The sequence below is a fragment of the Rhodococcus sp. 5G237 genome, assembly GCF_053764735.1.
Genome location: NZ_JBSNCD010000012.1, coordinates 150,075 through 167,534, shown reverse-complemented (window position 1 = coordinate 167,534; position 17,460 = coordinate 150,075). Strand labels below are relative to the sequence as shown.

General features: G+C 67.9%; 14 protein-coding genes. 11 read left to right on the top strand and 3 right to left on the bottom strand.

Features of this window, described 5'->3' with window-relative positions; genetic code table 11:
- Positions 1–5: 5 nt before the first annotated feature.
- The gene (locus ACWPOC_RS24305; RefSeq protein ID WP_455409449.1) at positions 6–1,046 is read right to left on the bottom strand and encodes a cupin domain-containing protein; all 1,041 of its coding nucleotides are present in this window, start codon (positions 1,044–1,046) and stop codon (positions 6–8) included.
- Between the two features lie 114 nt (positions 1,047–1,160).
- Between ACWPOC_RS24305 and ACWPOC_RS24300 the strand changes: the two genes are divergently transcribed.
- Positions 1,161–2,030, top strand: coding sequence for an IclR family transcriptional regulator (locus ACWPOC_RS24300; protein ID WP_455409448.1), 870 nt, complete (start codon positions 1,161–1,163; stop codon positions 2,028–2,030).
- 44 nt (positions 2,031–2,074) lie between these two features.
- Here the strand turns inward: ACWPOC_RS24300 and ACWPOC_RS24295 are convergent, their stop codons facing one another.
- Positions 2,075–3,292, bottom strand: coding sequence for an FAD-dependent monooxygenase (locus ACWPOC_RS24295; protein ID WP_120281137.1), 1,218 nt, complete (start codon positions 3,290–3,292; stop codon positions 2,075–2,077).
- A gap of 314 nt (positions 3,293–3,606) precedes the next feature.
- Here ACWPOC_RS24295 and ACWPOC_RS24290 point away from each other — a divergent pair, with 314 nt between their 5' ends.
- The 7 genes from ACWPOC_RS24290 to ACWPOC_RS24260 all read left to right on the top strand — a co-directional run bounded on the left by ACWPOC_RS24290 (position 3,607) and on the right by ACWPOC_RS24260 (position 11,826).
- Positions 3,607–4,791, top strand: a complete 1,185-nt coding sequence (locus ACWPOC_RS24290; RefSeq protein WP_016690978.1) for an acyl-CoA dehydrogenase family protein — start codon at positions 3,607–3,609, stop codon at positions 4,789–4,791.
- 10 nt (positions 4,792–4,801) lie between these two features.
- Complete coding sequence (locus ACWPOC_RS24285) at positions 4,802–6,235, top strand: MmgE/PrpD family protein (RefSeq protein WP_120281138.1); 1,434 nt, start codon at positions 4,802–4,804, stop codon at positions 6,233–6,235.
- On the top strand, positions 6,232–7,398 hold the full coding sequence (locus ACWPOC_RS24280) for a beta/alpha barrel domain-containing protein (RefSeq protein WP_016690980.1): 1,167 nt from the start codon (positions 6,232–6,234) through the stop codon (positions 7,396–7,398). Before ACWPOC_RS24285 ends, ACWPOC_RS24280 begins: the two co-directional genes overlap by 4 nt.
- Positions 7,395–8,630 (top strand): CaiB/BaiF CoA transferase family protein, encoded by a 1,236-nt coding sequence (locus tag ACWPOC_RS24275; RefSeq protein WP_016690981.1) that lies wholly within the window; start codon positions 7,395–7,397, stop codon positions 8,628–8,630. Before ACWPOC_RS24280 ends, ACWPOC_RS24275 begins: the two co-directional genes overlap by 4 nt.
- A gap of 26 nt (positions 8,631–8,656) precedes the next feature.
- Positions 8,657–9,481 carry an enoyl-CoA hydratase/isomerase family protein gene (locus ACWPOC_RS24270; protein ID WP_016690982.1) on the top strand — a complete coding sequence of 275 codons (825 nt, stop codon included), beginning with the start codon at positions 8,657–8,659 and terminating at the stop codon, positions 9,479–9,481.
- A 34-nt stretch (positions 9,482–9,515) separates the two neighbouring features.
- Positions 9,516–10,973, top strand: a complete 1,458-nt coding sequence (locus tag ACWPOC_RS24265; RefSeq protein WP_120283867.1) for an aldehyde dehydrogenase family protein — start codon at positions 9,516–9,518, stop codon at positions 10,971–10,973.
- Between the two features lie 97 nt (positions 10,974–11,070).
- Positions 11,071–11,826 carry an IclR family transcriptional regulator gene (locus ACWPOC_RS24260; protein WP_016690984.1) on the top strand — a complete coding sequence of 252 codons (756 nt, stop codon included), beginning with the start codon at positions 11,071–11,073 and terminating at the stop codon, positions 11,824–11,826.
- 29 nt (positions 11,827–11,855) lie between these two features.
- On the opposite strand, the gene ACWPOC_RS24255 is transcribed toward ACWPOC_RS24260, so the two are convergent.
- Positions 11,856–12,773, bottom strand: coding sequence for a LysR family transcriptional regulator (locus ACWPOC_RS24255; protein WP_120281139.1), 918 nt, complete (start codon positions 12,771–12,773; stop codon positions 11,856–11,858).
- Positions 12,774–12,913: 140 nt separating this feature from the next.
- On the opposite strand from ACWPOC_RS24255, the gene mdlC reads away from it, so the two are divergent.
- The 3 genes from mdlC to ACWPOC_RS24240 are packed head-to-tail and all read left to right on the top strand — an operon-like array spanning position 12,914 to position 17,460.
- Positions 12,914–14,494, top strand: a complete 1,581-nt coding sequence (gene mdlC / locus ACWPOC_RS24250; protein WP_016690986.1) for a benzoylformate decarboxylase — start codon at positions 12,914–12,916, stop codon at positions 14,492–14,494.
- 39 nt (positions 14,495–14,533) lie between these two features.
- Entirely contained in the window at positions 14,534–15,655 is a 1,122-nt protein-coding gene (locus ACWPOC_RS24245) for an ABC transporter ATP-binding protein (RefSeq protein WP_016690987.1), read from the top strand.
- A complete protein-coding gene (locus tag ACWPOC_RS24240) occupies positions 15,652–17,460 on the top strand; it encodes an ABC transporter permease (RefSeq protein WP_120281140.1) in 1,809 nt (602 codons plus the stop codon). Before ACWPOC_RS24245 ends, ACWPOC_RS24240 begins: the two co-directional genes overlap by 4 nt.

Here is a 17,460-nt window from a genome sequence, read left to right as displayed (position 1 = left end):
GATTCCTACTCGCTGGGTCGGATGCGGCCGATTCCGAGCGCATCGATGGCGGGCTTGTCGGTGTACGAGAACAGGATTGCGTCCTCGCCGGTCGGATTGTGGTGGGAGTGCTCGTACCACAACGGAATTGCGATGGTGTCGCCCTTGGTCCAGTCGATACGCCGGCCGTCGACGATCGAGTATCCGGATCCGCGGACCACGTGGTAGACGGTCGAGTGGGTGTGCCGATGGGCACGGGTGTCGACGCCCGGGCGGATCAGCTGGAGGTAGGCGCTGATGGTGGTCATCACCGGTCCGCCCGTGATCGGGTTGCGGTACTCGACGATGATGTCGTCGAAGGGATCACCTTCGCGCGTACGCAGGTACTCGATGGTCTCGAGTGCATCGGCGAGCTTGTACACCAGTGGCTGCTCGACCTTTTCGGGTTCGCCCCAGGGCTTGGCGAACAGTCCGTTGCCGTAGGCGGCGGGGAGCGGTGCGTCCACCTCCTGGCATTCGGGGTCCTCTTCGATGATGTACTGGTTCAGCCGCGACATCAGCGGGGAGTCGAGCCCGTCGAGCCAGATCATCGGGCCCTCGCCCGTGTGGCCGTGCTCGTGCCAGTGCCCGTTGGGGGTCAGCAGGAAGTCGCCCTCGTCCATCGGGACGCGCTGGCCGTTGACGACGGTGTAGGCGCCGTCGCCCTCGACGATGAAGCGCAGTGCGGACGGCGTGTGGCGGTGTGCCGGGGCGATCTCCCCCGGGAGCACCAATTGCAGTGCGGACCAGAGGGTGTCGGTGGCTCCGGTGCGCTGGTGCGGGAGGCAGCCGGGGTTGCGGAAACCGAGGACGCGGCGGAGTGCGTCCTCGAGCGGGACGATCTCGCCGGCCTCGACCATCAACCGCCGCGCCTGCTCGTAGCGCCAGATGTGCGGCACCAGATTGGTTTTCGCTTCCGGGCCCAGATTGCCCATGAGCTGCCAGAGCGGGGAGTAGTGGTTGTCCGCGAGTTCGGCGTAGAAGTCGTCGTGCACCGTCTCGTCGGACCGGGTGGTGTCGACACTCATCGCACGATCCTCTCTGTTCTGCAATGCGGAGATTGATTCCTCGATACAGAATTAATACGGGATTTGGGGTGGTTGGTCAAGGAATAACTGCGAATCGTTCTGTTATAAAGAATCATGGCCACTGACTCTGCGCGTCGAGACGCACCGGCATATCCTGTCGGTTCGGTCGACAAGGCTCTCCGACTGCTCCTCGTGGTCGCCGAGCGACCCGACGGACTGCGGGTGGGCGATGCCGCCGCCCTGCTGGGTATCGCCCCGTCCACCGCGCACCGGTTGTTGCAGATGCTGGCGCACTACGGCTTCGCCGAACAGGATCCGGAGTCCAAGATGTACCGGGCCGGTCCCACCATGGAGCGGCTGTCGAACTTCCGCGGCCGGGTCATCGACCTGGCCCGGCCGATCCTGGAGCGGCTCGTGGCCCTCACCCAGGAGACGGTGCACCTCGCCACCCTCGACGGGGATCGGGCACTGACGCTGCTCTCGGTGGAGAGCCCCCATCTGCTGCGCGTGGGTGACCGGTCGGGTCATTCGCAGCCGGCGTATTCGAGCGCCATGGGTAAGGCGCTGCTCGCCGGGATGGGCGGGGACATCGAGCCTCATCTGCCGAACGGCCTGCAACAGTCCGAACGGCAGACCCTGCTGTCCCAGCTCGAGGTGATCCGGGAGCGGGGTTACGCCGCACAGGACGGCGAGGTCGAGTCGGGTGTCAGCGCGGTGGCCGTCTCGGTGGGTGCCGCCTCCGCCGGGATCTCCGGTGCGGGCACCCCTGCCGCCGGGTTCTCCGGTGCAAGCACCCCTGCCGCCGGGTTCTCCGGTGCAAGCACCCCTGCCGCCGGGTTCTCCGGTGCAAGCACCTCCGGCTTCGCCATCGGTATCACCTTCCCGACCGGGCGGATCGGCGTCGACCGCTGGGGCGAGGTGCTCGCCGCAGCCCGGAAGGCGGCCGACGAACTCGCCGACGCCCTGGCCGGTTCCGGGCGGTAGCCCCGTCGCCGGCCGGATGGACGCCCGGCCGGCGACGATGCAGGTCAGTACGGGTAGTTGCGGGTGTCGCCGGCCACCGACAGCGGCATGAACATCCAGTCGAGGTTCTCGTAGTCCGTGGGGTTGTGGTCCTTGAAGGAGTAGTTGCGCAGCGCGCGCCCGACCCCGTCGATGTGGAACAGCTCGCCTGCGACCCGGGCGAGGCGCTGGATGTTGCCGGTGTGCGGCACCCGTCGTGCCTCGAAGGTCTTGAACGCGGCCTCGACGTTCGGCTCGGTCACGAGCGCATCGACCATCGCGAGCGAGTCGTCCAGTGACTGGGCGCCACCCTGGGCGAGGTACTGGAGCATCGGGTGGGCGGCGTCGCCGATGAGGCTCACCGCGCCCGAGGTCCAGGTGGTGACCGGCTCCCGGTCGTACATCGGCCAGCGGATCTCGCGGTTGAGGTACTTCCCGGCCTCACGGACCTTGTCGCAGCACAGGCCGAAGCGGGCGTCGAGCTCCTCCTCGGTTCCCCAGTTCTCGTGGTCGGGGGAGTAGAAGTCCGAGCGGAAGACGGCGACGTTGTTGTAGAGCTTGCCACCGCGCAGCGGGTACTGGATCAGGTGCATGTGCGGGCCCAGCCAGCACAGCACCATCGGGGTCTCCACGGCGTCGGCCGGCACCATCTCGATCGGCACGGTGCCGCGGTAGGCGACGTACTCGGAGGGAACGGGCTCGTCCTCGACGATCAGCGGGCGGATCGACGAGCGCAGTCCGTCGGCGCCGACCACGGCGTCGGCGATGTACTCGGTGCCGTCGGCGCAGACCACCTTCGCGCGGCCGTCGGGCAGGTTCTCGGCGCGGAGGACCTCGCGGTTCGTCTCCAGGGTGACGAGATCGCTCGTGCGGCAGCCTTCGAGGAGCGCGCCGTGCAGGTCGGCCCGGTGCGTGACGACGTAGGGGTAGCCGTAGTGTTCGACGAACTCGGGTCCGAGATCGACGGTGCCGATCTCCTCGCCCGTCACGGCGTCCATGTACCGCTTCTTCTGCGGGAGGACGGCGTCCTTCATGATCGCGTCCATCACGCCGAGGCTGTCGAGGACCGCCATGGCGTTCGGGGCCAGCTGGATGCCGGCGCCGACCTCGCCGAACTCGGGGGCGCGCTCGATCACGTGCGCCGGGCGGCCCTTGCGGGCGAGGCCGAGGGCCGTGGCGAGGCCTGCGATGCCGCCGCCGACGATGAGCAGGGGGACGTCGATGATTTCTGCCGAGGTGCTCATAGGGCAACCTTTCCGGTGATCACAGAGATGTTCTGTATCGAGGAATTCGATTCTGCATGACAGATTAGGTTCGCGAGAATGGCTGGTCAACCCTCGACCGCTCGATTCCTGCGATTCCGAAAACGATCTATCACTGAGTGACAGTCGGCGTTGTTCGGCCGCTCCGGACGGCCCTACTCTCACGGCTACCGTCCGTCGGGAGTTCCCGACCACCGATTTCCACGAACCATTTCACTGGGTGATAGATGGGCTTCTGCGTCTCCTGGACGTCGGATTGGCTGTCATCACACCCACGACATGCAGGAGAGGTCGCCGTGACCGCAATCGAATCGTCCGCCTTCAGTCTCACGGAAGAACAGCGCGCCATCCGTAGCGCCATCGACGAGCTGTGCGAGCCGTTCGACAACGACTACTGGCGTGCCTGCGACGCCGCCGGTGAATACCCGGAGAAGTTCGTCGACACGCTCTACGAGACCGGCTGGATGGGCATGCTCGTCCCCGAGGAGTACGGCGGAGGCGGAGCCGACATCCGCGATGCCGCAGTCGTTCTCGAGCAGCTCGAACGCAACGGCTGCCACGCCGGTGCGGCGCGCGCCGGCATGTACACCATGGGCGCCCTGCTCCGTCACGGCAACGACGAGCAGAAGCAGCGCTTCCTGCCGAAGATCGCCTCCGGCGAACTGCGTCTGCAGTCCTTCGGCATCACCGAGCCCGACGCCGGCTCCGACACCACTCGCATCCGCACCTTCGCCCAGCGCGAGGGCGACGAGTACGTCGTCAACGGCAACAAGATCTTCATCTCCCGCATCCAGCACTCCGACCTGCTGCTTCTGCTCACCCGCACCAAGAAGCGCGAGGACGCCTCCAAGCCGTCCGACGGCTTCACCGTGCTGCTCGTCGACCTGCGCAAGGCGATCGAGGACGGCACCATCCGGGCCACCCCGATCAAGACCATGGTCAACCACGAGACCAACGAGCTCGCCATCGAGAACCTGCGCGTGCCGGTCGAGAACCGGATCGGCGAGGAGCACAAGGGCTTCAAGGTCATCCTGTCCGGCATGAACTCCGAGCGCATCATCGTCACCTCGGAGTACATCGGTGCCGGCTTCCACCTCATCGACCGCGCCGTCCAGTACGCCAACGAGCGGCACGTCTTCGGCCGCCCGATCGGCATGAACCAGGGCGTCCAGTTCCCCATCGCCCAGGCCTACGCGAACCTGCAGGCCGCCTCGCTCATGCGCTGGCGCGCCGCCGAGATGTACGCTGCCGGCGAGAACCCCCGCTTCGAGGTCAACGGCGCGAAACTGCTCGCCTCGCAGGCACTCTGGCAGGCAGCGCAGGCCGCCTTCGACACCTTCGGCGGATACGCCGCGGCCGAGGAGTACGGCATCGAGCGCAAGTGGCGCGAGGCCCGCCTCCCCTCCACCGCGCCGATCTCCAACAACATCGTCCTCGCCGGCATCGCGCACGCCACGCTCGGCCTGCCGAAGTCGTACTAGGAGAAGCACGATGGGTGCACCCATGCCGTTGCGGACCGACACCGACGGACTGACGTCGGTGCTGGCCGCCTTCGCCGCGGGCGGCGAGATCGCCCGTGACGAACACGAGGAACTTCTCGGCCGCATCCTGGTCGACACCGTCGGCTCGGCTCTCGCCTCCGCGCACGAGCCCGCCGAACGGATCCTGCAGAACTGGGCCGCGGCCGAGGGAACCTCGGGCCGGGCAACGGTATGGACGACGGGCCGCACGGCGAGCGCTGCCACCGCAGCGCTGCTCAACGGCACCGCCGGGCACCAGCTCGACTACGACGACATCTCGCCGAGCATGCCCATCCACCCCAGCACGGTGATCGTTCCCGCGCTGCTCGCCGTCGCCGAGCAGCGCGGGGCCGACACCCGCCGGCTGGTGCAGGCGTACGACGTCGGTGCCGCCGTCTTCCGCGCGGTGGCGGACCTGCTCCCGCAGCACGTCCACTACGCCCGGGGCTGGCACACCACCTCCACGGTGGGCCGGCTCGCCGCCGTCGCGGCCGTTGCGCGCCTGGTGGAGATGTCGTCCGAGCACGCGGCGCACGCCCTGGGCATCGTGGCCTCGATGGCCGCGGGCTCGCGTCCCAATTTCGGATCGATGACCAAGCCGCTTCACGCCGGCCTCGCCGCCCGCGACGCCGTCACGGCCGTCGATCTCGCCGAGGCGGGCTTCACCGCCAATCCGCGTGAACTCGAAGCGGACGCCGGATTCTTCGACCGCTACGGCGATCCCGAACTGGCACCGCTCGGTGATCCGGACGAGACCCTCGCCGAACGCCTCGAGTACTGGCTGGACGCGTGGCCCAGCGACTGGGGCATCAAGAGGTATCCCGCCTGCTACGGCACGCACCGCAGCATCGACGCAAGCCTGGCACTGCGCGAGCGCATCGCCGGCGCCCCGATCCGCGAGGTCCGGATCACCGTGCATCCGAGGGGAACCCGCGCGCTCGTGGCCTTCCCTCCGGTCTCGGCCACGGCCGCGAAGTTCAGCGCCGAGTACGCCGTCTCGGTCGCACTGCAGCGCGGAGCCGTCGTCCTGGCCGACTTCACCGAGGACGCGTTCGCCGAACCCGAGACCATCCGCCTGATGAACGCGGTGAGCATCACCGAGAGCGCCGAACCTCCCGCCGGCGCACCGACCTTCTCGGGTGGGTACTCGGTGGTCGAGGTGCTCACGCAGGACGGTGCACGACACGCCGAACGCGTCGACATCACCCGCGGCGACGGACGCAACCCGCTGAGCGACGAGGAACTACGAGACAAGTTCGACGACTGCTGCGCCACCGGCGGACTCACCGCCGAAGCGGCATCGACCCTGCACTCCGCGCTCGTCGCATCGGCGCGCGGCGGAGCCCTGCAGCAGGTCGCCGCGGCCCTGGCGCCGGAATACCGTACGGAAGGACGACTGGCATGACCGCCACACAGCGCTCGCACCCGAGGGTGGAGATCATCGAGGAAGGCATGCGCGAGGGCATGCAGATCGAGAGTGCGAACATCCCGGTCGAGGACAAGATCCGGCTGCTGGACGCACTCTCGGCCACGGGCCTGAAGACCATCGTGGTCGGCTCGTTCGTCTCACCCAAGTGGGTGCCGCAGATGGCGGAGATCGAGAAGATCGTCGAGGGATTCACCCCGGTCGACGGAGTGCGCTACACCGCCCTGGCACTCAACCAGAAGGGTGTCGAGCGGCGCGCGTCGTTCGCTCCGAAGATCACCCCGCCGGACCCGCGCATCGGACAGTCCAAGATCCACCTCGACGACGTCTTCGTCCAGCGCAACACCGCACGGTCGATGCAGGACGAGATCGACGCGCTCGACGGTGTCATCGCCCGCGCTGTCGAACGCGGTGCGCAGGAGGCCCAGGTCTCCGTCAACGCGTGCTGGGGATCGAACTGGACCGGTGAGATCGGCGAGGACCGCCGCATGGAGATCCTGCAGTTGCAGATCGACAAGTGGACCGCCGCAGGCGTTCCCGTCACGCGCGTCCACCTCGGTGATCCGATGAGCTGGAACACCCCCGCCGCCATGCGTTCCCAGATCCGCCGGATTCTTGCGACCTGGCCCGAGATCTGGCACTTCCAGGTGCACCTGCACAACGCGCGCGGCATGGCGCCGCTGAGCGCCTACGCCGCCTTCTGCGAACTCGACGAGCGCCACACCCTCGTCGTCGACACCGCCATCGGCGGACTCGGCGGCTGCCCCTACTGCGGCAACGGCCGGCTCACCCGCATGATCCCCACCGAGGACTTCGTGCACTTCCTCGAGAGCGAAGGCATCGACACCGGTGTCGATCTCGCGGCTCTCATCGAGGCCGTGGTGCTCGCCGAGGAGATCGTCGGGCACGAACTGTGGGGTCACGTCTCGAAGGCGGGTCCGCGACCCTACGGCAGCGACGTCTACGCGATGGACATGCCGTTCATCGAAACCTTCGAACAGGCACAGCATTTCCGGCTCGGACCGCAGGTCTACGAGGGCGCACTCTCGCCCTGGAAGACCGAGATCCGCTCGGCCGCCCGCGACGACTTCGAACGCACGCTGCTCACCGGTGCGTCGTCCCGAACAGGAGATTCCGCATGAGCACTCCCATCCAGGAGCCCACACCCGGTTCCCTCACCGGCCTGCGGGTGATCGAGATCAGCACCTCGGTCGCCGCGCCGTTCGGCGGGCAGATCCTCGGGGATCTCGGCGCCGAGGTCATCAAGATCGAGCGACAGGCCGGGGACGACACCCGCAAGTGGGCGCCGCCCGCATGGAACGGCGAGTCGATCGCGTTCATGTCGTTCAACCGCAACAAGAAGTCCGTCGTGCTGGACTACAAGACCGACGAGGGCAAGAAGATCCTCGTCGACCTGTTGCGCGACGCCGACGTGCTCGTCCAGAACCTGCGCCCCGGCGCACTCGCCAAGGCGGGATTCACGTGGGAGTACCTGCACGAACTCAACCCGCGGCTGATCTACTGCGAGATGTCCGGCTACGGCCACACCGGCCCCCGCGCCATGCAGCCCGCCTACGACCCGCTGCTGCAGGCGTTCTCGGGCATCGTGTCGATGACCGGTGAGGACGGCGGCGAACCCGCCCGCGTGCCCGTCTCGCTGCTCGACATGGGCACCGGCATGTGGATGGCGATGTCGGTGCTCGAGGCGCTGCGCCGCCGCGATATGACGGGCAACGGCTGCCACGTGCAGAACTCGCTGCTGCAGACGGCGCTGACCTGGATCACCTCGCCGCTCATCGGGATCGCGGCCGGCAACCCCGCCCCGCGTCGTCTGGGCTCCGGCTTCCGCGGCGTGGTGCCCTACGGCGCCTTCCCGACCGCCGACGGCCACATCTTCATCTCGGCCGGTAACGACGACATCTTCCGTCGCCTGCTCGAGGCCATCGACGCGCAGGACCTGGGGGAGCGCGAAGGCTTCACCAGCAACCCCGTGCGCGTCGAGAACCGCAAGCTCGTCCAGGACGTCCTCGGCGAGCGCACCTCGCAGTTCACCCTCGACGAACTGCTCGTCCGGTTGAAGGCCGCCAACGTGCCGCACTCACCGGTGAACACGGTCGACATGGTGTACCGCGACGAGCAGGTCAAGGCGACCGGCATGCTGCAGCCGCTGCCTCATCCCGTCGTCGAGGATCTCGAGGTCGTCAACCTCCCGGTCACCTTCGACGGGCAGTACCCGCCGCTGACCAAGTGCCCGCCCGCCCTCGGTGAGGACACCGTCGAGGTGCTCGCGGCGCTCGGACGCAGCGAGGACGAGATCCGCGCACTGATCGCCGACGGTGTGGTGCGAGCCGCCACCGAGCAGGCTCCGGCCTGACGAGACCGCGAAAGGAACGAAAGAGCATGACCACCACCGAAGTCGGTTCCGTCGACAACGCCGAGCCGGATTACTCCGACGAGGTCCTCTACGAGGTACGCGGCAACGCCGCGTGGATCACGATCAACCGTCCGCATCGCCGCAACGCGATGGCGCGTCGCACAGTCAACCAGCTCACCGAAGCGTTCGTCGAGGCGGGGGAGGACCCGGACGTCTTCGCCGTCGTCATCACCGGTGCCGGGGACAAGGCGTTCTGCGCCGGCGGCGACATGAAGGAGATGGACGACATCGCCCGCTCGGGGCGTCAGGTCCACGTCCCGATGACCGGCCTGTACCGCGCGCTGTTCGAGGTGATGCTCGAGACGTACAAGCCCGTCATCGCCGCGATCAACGGCCACGCCATCGCAGGTGGCTGCGAGATCGTGCTCTCCAGCGACGTCCGCATCGCCGTCGAGGGTGCCACGATCGGCCTGACCGAGGCACGCCGCGGCATGGGCGCCAACCTCGGCTCGGTGCTGCTGCCGCGTCTGGTGCCCCGCGCCGTCGCGATGGACCTGCTCTACACCGCGCGGACCATCCCGGTCGAGGAGGCCAAGGAGATGGGCCTGATCAACCGCGTCGTCCCGCGCGAGGACTTCGAGGCCGAGGTCCAGAAGTACGTCGACGACATCCTCGCGAACTCGCCGGTGACGTTGCGCCGCTACAAGGAGATGGCCACCAAGAGCTGGGGTCTGCCGCTGCCGAGCGCCCTGCGCCTGAACGTCGGCCCCAATCCGTACCTGAGCGAGGACCGCGTCGAAGGTGTCCGTGCCTTCCTCGAGAAGCGCGCACCCGTGTGGAAGAACCGCTGACCGAACCGACGCCGCGGCGCCTGCAAGGAGCATGATGAACCTTCTCGACCCCGGCCGTTGGGCCGGCAACATCCACAGCGGTGGCTGGATCCCCGGAGCGGCGGGCGACCAGCCGGCGCTCGAGGCCGCCACCGGCACGGAGCTCGGCCGGATCGGTGTCGCCGACGCCGGCCAGGTCCGGGCTGCGGCGACCGCTGCAGCCCGTGCGCAAGGGGCGTGGGCCGCGACGAAGCCTGCCGACCGGGCTGCCGTGCTGCGTCGCGCCGGCGACCTGTTCGCCGAGCACGCCGGGGAGATCGAGGAGTGGCTGGTCCGCGAGTCGGGTGGCACCCGGCTCAAGGCCGGCCGGGAGCTCGCGGCAGCGCGAGCGGAATGCTATGAGGCGGCCGGTCTTCCGACGCATCCGTCGGGAGAGGTGCTGGCCACCGACAGTGACCGCTGGTCGTTCTCGCGTCGCCGTCCCGCGGGCGTGGTGTCGGTGATCGCTCCGTTCAACTTCCCGCTGACGCTGTCGATCCGTTCCGTCGCACCGGCGCTCGCGCTCGGCAACAGCGTGCTGCTCAAGCCCGATCCGCGTACGTCCGTGAGCGGTGGGGTCGTTCTCGCGCGGATCTTCGAGGAGGCCGGTCTCCCCGAGGGTGTGCTCCACGTGCTCACCGGTGGCGCCGACGTCGGGGAGGCCGTGGTCTCCGCACCGGAGGTCGCCGTCATCTCGTTCACCGGTTCCACCGCAGCCGGGCGCCGGGTCGGGGAGGCCGCATCGCGCCTGCTCAAGCGGGCCCACCTCGAGCTCGGAGGCAACAACGCGCTGATCGTGCTGCCCGGAGCGGACCTCGACCGCGCCGCCTCCGCCGGAGCCTTCGGATCGTTCCTGCACCAGGGGCAGATCTGCATGGCGACCGGCCGCCACATCGTCCACTGCGACATCTACGACGAGTACGTGGCGAAGTTGGCCGCGAAGGCCGACGCGCTGCGGGTCGGCGATCCGTTCACCGACGACGTCGACCTGGGCCCGATCATCGACGAGCGACAGCTGAAGTCGATCGACGCGATCGTGCGCGACGCCGTGGACGCCGGTGCCCGGGTGTGTGCCGGTGGCACCAACGACGGCCAGTACTACCGGCCCACCGTGCTCGCCGACCTCGACCTGTCGATGCGGGCGTGGACGGACGAGATCTTCGGGCCGGTCGCCCCGGTCGTGCCGTTCGACGACCTCGACGAGGCCGCTGCCCTGGTGAACGCGAGCGAGTACGGACTGTCGGTCGGCATCCTCGGCGAAGTGGGGCTCGCGATGCAGCTGGCCGATCGCATCGACTGCGGCAAGCTGCACATCAACGAGCAGACCGTCGGCGACGAAGCGTACGCGCCGATGGGGGGCACCGGGGCGTCGGGAACGGGTTCCCGCTTCGGTGGTCCGGCGGCGAACTTCGAGGCCTTCACCGAAACCCAGTGGGTCACAGTGCGGTCGGAGATCGCGCCGTATCCGTTCTGAGAACGATCGACGGTGCGCGACACGGCTGTCCGGGACGGTGCGTGCGGGATGTGATTCGATGTTGTCGTACACATCCCGCACCACCTCAGGACGAGCCATGAGCAACAACGACGACGGCAAGCGGTCGGTCCTGGGTCGTGCCTTCGAGATCCTCGACTGTTTCGCCGGGGGCGCCGAGATGACGGTCGCGGGGATCTGCGACCGCACGGGGCTCCCACCGGCCACGGTGCATCGGATGCTTGCGGCGCTGGTGCGGTGGGAGGGCGTCGAACGCCTGTCCCACGGTCGCTACCGTCTCGGACGGCGGATCTGGAGCCTGGGAATCGGTGCGCCGCAGGTGCGTCGCCTCCGGGAGCTCGCGCAGCCCTATCTCGTCGACCTGCACGTCGCCACACGCGGCACCGTCTACCTGGGTGTGCGGGACGGATCGGACGGGATCTTCTCCGACCGCATCACCCGCGTCAAACCCACCGCCAATTCCTCCCGGGCGACCCGCAGACTTCCGTTGCACCGCACCGGAGGTGGGCGGGTCCTGCTCGCCTACAGCCCCGAGGCCTGGGACGAGCTCGTCGCCGATGCGGAGTCGGATCCGGAGATGGCGGCACGGATACCGGAACTGCGTGCGCAACTCGCGGAGATCCGCCGCACGGGTGTGGGGATCGCCCGCAACGACGGCCTGCCCGGCCGCACCTCCGTCGCGGCCGCCGTGCTCGATTCGCAGGGCGGCATCGTCGCCAGCGTGACGGTGGCCTTCCCCGAGTCCCGGATTCCACAACCCCAGCAGATCGTGCCGCGCGTGATCGCTACGGCACGTGCGATTTCCCGTGATCTCGCGGCGACCGGCGAGTTCTGACCGGCCGTATCCTGCATTCGAGCGGATAGCTACGCCGGGTCGAGCGTCGAACCGTCGCCGAGGATCTCGACGACGAGCTCGCGTAGCCAGTCGATCTCGGGGGACGGCAGGTCGCGCCGGATCGTGTACAGCGATACCACCGATTCCGGTACCTCGAAAGGCAGTTCGTACAGGCCGACCTCGCCGAGACGGGCGGAGCGTTCGGCGTAGACGCGCGGGGCGAATCCCAGATAGGTGGTCGAGGCCAACACGCCGGCGATGCCGGTGAAGCTCGGGAGGGTGACCGCGACGTCGCGGTGGATTCCGAGTTCCCGGATGCGCAGATCCACTGCAGTATGTCCGGTTTCGACGGCAACCGACACGTGCCGTTCCGCCTCGAATTCCGCGAGGTTCGGTGTCGGTCCGATGCGTGGATGGTCGGGTCGGCGCACTCCGATGTAGGGCTGCGTGAACAGCGGCGTGCGGTCGAGATCCTGCCCGTTCAGAACCGGTGTGCACACCACCGCGTCGGCGTCCCCGAGCCACAGCGCCTCGCCCGCGTGCGAGAGGGCGAGGGGAACCACGTCGACGCTCGCGAGGGGAGCCCGAACGGACAGGGCAGCCATGATTTTGGGCAGAAGCCCCGTAATGCCCACATCGGACAGCACCAACCGGAAGGTCCGGGTCGTGGCGGCCGGGTCGAACGCCTCGGCGGCGTTCATGACGGCATCGAGACGCTCGAGCACCTCCCGCAGGCGGGGGTAGAGTTCGTCGGCCAGTCGTGTGGGTACGAGTTGCTGGTGGCGGCGGACGAACAACTCGTCGCCGAATCGCTTGCGCAGCTTGCCAAGTGCGTAGCTCACGGTCGGCTGGGCCACGAAGAGGTTCTCGGCGGCGAGCGTGACGCTTCTGGTCTTGTAGACGGATACGAACACCCGCAGCATACTGAGGTCGTAGTTGTTCGCCATTCGGCCGACTATAGATGCATTGAATAATGCGATCGGCAGAATCTATTGGATCTATGTGACCGCTCTAACATAGTGTGCTGATAAGTGGTCGTCCCGACCCTACGAATTCTCTTCTCGTCCTGCTGTAAGGGGACCTCTGCATGCCCACGATTCGCGAAGTGACCTTCGAGCTGCTGCGCCGGCACGGTATGACCACGATCTTCGGCAACCCCGGCTCGAACGAACTTCTGTTTCTCAAGGATTTCCCCGAGGACTTCGAGTACGTCCTCGGTCTCCACGAGGGCGCCGTGGTGGCGATGGCGGACGGTTACGCGCAGGCGAGCGGACAGCCGGTCTTCGTGAACCTGCACGCCGCAGCCGGCACCGGCAACGGCATGGGGGTGCTCACCAACTCGGTGTACTCGCACTCGCCGCTGGTGATCACCGCGGGGCAGCAGGTGCGCGACACCATCGGCCAGGAAGTCATGCTGGCCAACGTCGATGCGGCGAGCCTGACCCGACCGCTCACCAAGTGGAGCGCCGAACCGACCTGCCCCGAGGACGTGCCCCGCACCATCAGCCAGGCCGTCCACATGGCGACCCTGCCCGCCCCCGGCCCGGTCTACGTCTCGGTGCCCTATGACGACTGGGAGCACGAGGCCCCGGCCAACACCTCCTACCTCGCCGAGCGGCGCGTCACCACGACGACCGAACCGTCCGAGGCGATGACGGTCGAACTGCTCGCCGCCCTCGACGGTGCGGTCCGTCCCGCCCTGGTCCTCGGACCGGACGTCGACGCGGAGCGCGCGAACGGCTTCGCGGTGCAGCTCGCGGAATCGCTCGGAGCCGCGGTATGGATCGCACCGTCGCCGTCGCGGTGCCCCTTCCCCAACACCCATCCGCTGTTCCGGGGGGTGCTGCCCGCCAACGTCATGTCCATCCACGAGGCACTGGCCGACCATGACGTGGTGCTCGTCGCCGGTGCCCCGGTCTTCCGCTACCACCACTACCGTCCGGGTCCCTTCCTGGCGGAGGGCACGCGCGTGCTGCACCTGTCCGAGGACACCGGCGAGGTCGCCCGTGCGCCCTTCGGCGAGGCCTACCTCGCGCCGGTCGGCGCGACGCTGCGCATCCTCGCCGAGCGGGTCCGCAGCCGCGACCTTCCGGCAGAGCCGGCACGGGAGGCGTTCGCACGCGGAGCCGATCGCACCGAGGCCATGCACCCCGACACGGTGTTCGCCACCATCGCCGAGATCGCTCCCCGCGACGTGGTCTACGTCAACGAATCCACCTCCACGGCGGACGCCTTCTGGCGGCACGCGCAACTCGTCGAACCGGGTTCGTTCTACTCGCCGGCCTCCGGCGGCCTGGGCTTCGGCCTGCCCGCTGCCGTTGGCGTCCAGCTCGCCCATCCGGAGCGTCGCGTGGTCGCGACCATCGGTGACGGATCCGCCAATTTCGGGATCACCGCACTGTGGACCGCGGCCCGCCGCGACGTGCCGGTGGTGTTCGTCATCCTCAACAACGGTACGTACGGTGCGCTGCGCCGGTTCACCCGCGCTCTGGACACCGGCGACACCCCGGGACTCGACGTGCCCGACATCGACTTCGTCAAGATCGCGGAAGGCTACGGCGTGAAGGGCGAACGGGTCACCGGTGCCGAGGAACTGAAGGCGGCCCTGCACCGAGCCTTCGAAGGCACCTCCCCGGTGCTGATCGAAGCCGTCACGTACTTCGAGTAGGACCCGACACCCGCCGGAAAGACAACCTGAGGAACCACTATGAAGATCACGATCGAGAACCTGCAGCTCCGCTACGGGAAGTTCACGGCCATCGAGAACCTCAACCTCGAGATCGACGAGGGCGAATCGGTTGTGCTCCTCGGGAAGTCGGGCTGCGGCAAGACCAGCACCATGCGGTGCATCGCCGGCCTCGAGGAACCCACCGCCGGTCGCATCACCATCGGCGACACGGTCGTCTTCGACGCGGCGAAGGGCATCAACCTGCCGCCCAACAAGCGCAACGTCGGCATGGTCTTCCAGTCGTACGCGGTGTGGCCGCACATGACCGTCTTCCAGAACGTCGCGTACTCGCTGAAGCTGCAGAAACTCCCTGCGGCGGAGATCAAGTCGCGTGTCGCGGAGGTGCTCGAGCTCGTCGGTCTGTCGGACTTCGCGCAGCGTGGCGCGAGCCTGCTCTCCGGTGGACAGATGCAGCGTGTGGCACTCGCCCGCTCGCTCGTGATGCGCCCCTCGGTGCTCATGCTCGACGAGCCGCTGTCGAACCTCGACGCCCGCCTGCGCGACCGCCTGCGGGTGGAACTGCGGGAGATCCAGCTGAGCCTCGGCCTGACCACGGTCTACGTCACGCACGACCAGCAGGAGGCATTCGCACTCGCCGACCGCATCGCGCTCATGCAGGGCGGACGGATCGTGCAGATCGGCGGCCCCACCGCGATCTACAACGAGCCGGCGAGCGCGTCGATCGCGCACTTCCTCGGTGTGTCCAACATCTTCGACTGCACCGCCACCGTCGGCACCGACGGTTACGTCACGGCCGTTCGCGACGGGGGAGAGGTGATCCGCACCGAGCAACGCGGCCTCGCCGCCGCCGACGACTTCAAGGCGTGCATCCGGTCCGAGGACCTGATGCTGTCGACTGTGTCCGGCGGTGGCACCAACGAGTTCTCGGGTCGCGTCGCCGTCACGAGCTTCCAGGGCTCGAGCGTCCGCTACGCCGTCACCCTCGACAACGGGGGTGAGCTCGACATCTTCGCCCCGACGAAGGGCGCCGAGCGCTTCGAGATCGGCGATCGCGTGTTCGCTTCGGTCTCACCGGAGAACGTCCAGGTCCTGCCGGCCGATGTGGCACGACAGGCACGACTGCAGGAGGTCGCGGCATGACCCAGCTGGCCACACCCCCCGAAACGCATCCGGTCGACGACCTCGAGCCGGAGACCCCGGTATCGGCGCCGTTGTGGCGCAGGGGAATCCTCCGCAAGAACGGCGCGGCACTGGTGGTCCTCGCCGTCCTGGCCGTCCTGGTGATCATGCCGATGATCCTGGTGCTCGTCGCCGCGATCGCCACCGAGGTGCCGCGTCCGGGCAACAGCGGTCTCGGTGCCCTCACACTCGACAACCTCAAGGTGCTCACGAGTCCCGACGCCGTCAAGGGTCTGGTGAACTCCCTCATGCTCGGCCTCGGGGCGACGGTCATCGCGCTCGTGATCGGTGCGTCGCTCGCCTTCATCTGTGCTCGCACCGATGCGCCCTGGCGCCGGTTCATCTTCTTCATCGGCATGGCGCCGGTGTTCGTGCCGGCTCTCGTGGGTGCGCTCGCCTGGTCGCTGCTCGCTTCTCCCAGTGCCGGATTCGTCAACATCCTGCTTGCCGACCTGGGCCTGGGCATGACGATCAACATCTACAGCATCCCCGGCCTGATCTTCGTTCTCGGCCTGTTCTACGCGCCGTACGTGTTCATGCTGGTGCACAGTTCGCTGTCGATGATGAACGCCGACCTCGAAGAGGCCGCGACCGTGCACGGCGCCTCCCTGAAGACGATGTTCCGAACGGTGACCCTGCCGCTCGCCATGCCGGCCCTGCTCGGTTCGGGCATCCTCGTCTTCGCGCTGAGCATGGAGAACTTCCCGGTCGCGGCGGTGCTCGGTAACCCCGCGGGGATCGAGACCCTGCCCACCTACATCTTCCGGCTCATGGGTGCAGCCCCGGCCCAAGCGAACGCCGCCGCCGGTATCGCCATCCTGCTCACGCTCGGCCTGGTCTTCGTCACCATGGGCCAGCAGTGGATCGTCAACCGCCGCAAGTTCACGACGATGACCGGCAAGGGTGCCCGTCCCCGTCAGGTGCCGCTGCGCGGCTGGCGTTGGCCGGCAACGATCTTCGCGCTCGTGTACTTCCTGCTCGCGATCGCACTGCCGATGGGCGCGCTCTTCCTCGCCGCCACCCAGGACTCGCCGTACCTGTACAGCATGTCCCAGATGTTCCAGGGCGGAATGTCGTTCGACAACATCGTGGAGGTGGCCTCGGCGGCCGACTTCCAGAAGGCGCTGGTGAACTCGGTGGTCGTGGCCGTCGTCGCCGCCTTCGCCGGTACGACGATCAGCTTCTCCGCCTCGTACATCCGCTACCGGACCAAGAGCCGCCTCGGCGCCCTGCTCGAGCAGATCGCCACCGCACCGCTCGCCATCCCGTCGATCGTGCTCGGCATGGGCATCCTCTGGACCTGGCTCAGCCTGCCGATCCCGATCTACGGCACGCTGATCATCCTCGCCGTCGCCTGTGTCGCCGTGGCGCTGCCGCAGGGCTACCGCTCGATCTCGTCGTCGATGCTGCAGCTGCACAGCGACCTCGAGGACAGTGCCGTGATGCTCGGCGCCCGCCGGTCGCGCGCCATCGCCAACGTCACCGTGCCGCTGATGCGCGTCGGTATCGTGTCGACCTTCCTGCTCCTGCTCATGCTGGCGATGCGCGAACTGTCGGCCTCGCTGTTCCTGTTCACCTCCGACACCCGGATCCTGTCGATCCTGGTCTTCGACAACTTCGAGAACGGGCAGACGGCGGTCGCGGCCTCCATCAGCGTGCTGTTCGTCCTGGTGATCGCCGTGCTGGCCGTCCTCGCCCAGCTCGCCGGCAACCGGGAGAAGAAGCAGCTCGCCGAAGCGTCGGACTCCGGAACCAATTCGCTCTGA

Bases quoted from the DNA above. Each gene is read 5' to 3' on its own strand.
- ACWPOC_RS24270 (WP_016690982.1), top strand. From the start codon at position 8,657: ATGACCACCACCGAAGTCGGTTCCGTCGACAACGCCGAGCCGGATTAC.
- ACWPOC_RS24280 (WP_016690980.1), top strand. From the start codon at position 6,232: ATGACCGCCACACAGCGCTCGCACCCGAGGGTGGAGATCATCGAGGAA.
- ACWPOC_RS24260 (WP_016690984.1), top strand. From the start codon at position 11,071: ATGAGCAACAACGACGACGGCAAGCGGTCGGTCCTGGGTCGTGCCTTC.
- mdlC (WP_016690986.1), top strand. From the start codon at position 12,914: ATGCCCACGATTCGCGAAGTGACCTTCGAGCTGCTGCGCCGGCACGGT.
- ACWPOC_RS24265 (WP_120283867.1), top strand. From the start codon at position 9,516: ATGAACCTTCTCGACCCCGGCCGTTGGGCCGGCAACATCCACAGCGGT.
- ACWPOC_RS24305 (WP_455409449.1), bottom strand. From the start codon at position 1,046: ATGAGTGTCGACACCACCCGGTCCGACGAGACGGTGCACGACGACTTC.
- ACWPOC_RS24275 (WP_016690981.1), top strand. From the start codon at position 7,395: ATGAGCACTCCCATCCAGGAGCCCACACCCGGTTCCCTCACCGGCCTG.
- ACWPOC_RS24285 (WP_120281138.1), top strand. From the start codon at position 4,802: ATGGGTGCACCCATGCCGTTGCGGACCGACACCGACGGACTGACGTCG.
- ACWPOC_RS24300 (WP_455409448.1), top strand. From the start codon at position 1,161: ATGGCCACTGACTCTGCGCGTCGAGACGCACCGGCATATCCTGTCGGT.
- ACWPOC_RS24240 (WP_120281140.1), top strand. From the start codon at position 15,652: ATGACCCAGCTGGCCACACCCCCCGAAACGCATCCGGTCGACGACCTC.
- ACWPOC_RS24295 (WP_120281137.1), bottom strand. From the start codon at position 3,292: ATGAGCACCTCGGCAGAAATCATCGACGTCCCCCTGCTCATCGTCGGC.
- ACWPOC_RS24255 (WP_120281139.1), bottom strand. From the start codon at position 12,773: ATGGCGAACAACTACGACCTCAGTATGCTGCGGGTGTTCGTATCCGTC.
- ACWPOC_RS24245 (WP_016690987.1), top strand. From the start codon at position 14,534: ATGAAGATCACGATCGAGAACCTGCAGCTCCGCTACGGGAAGTTCACG.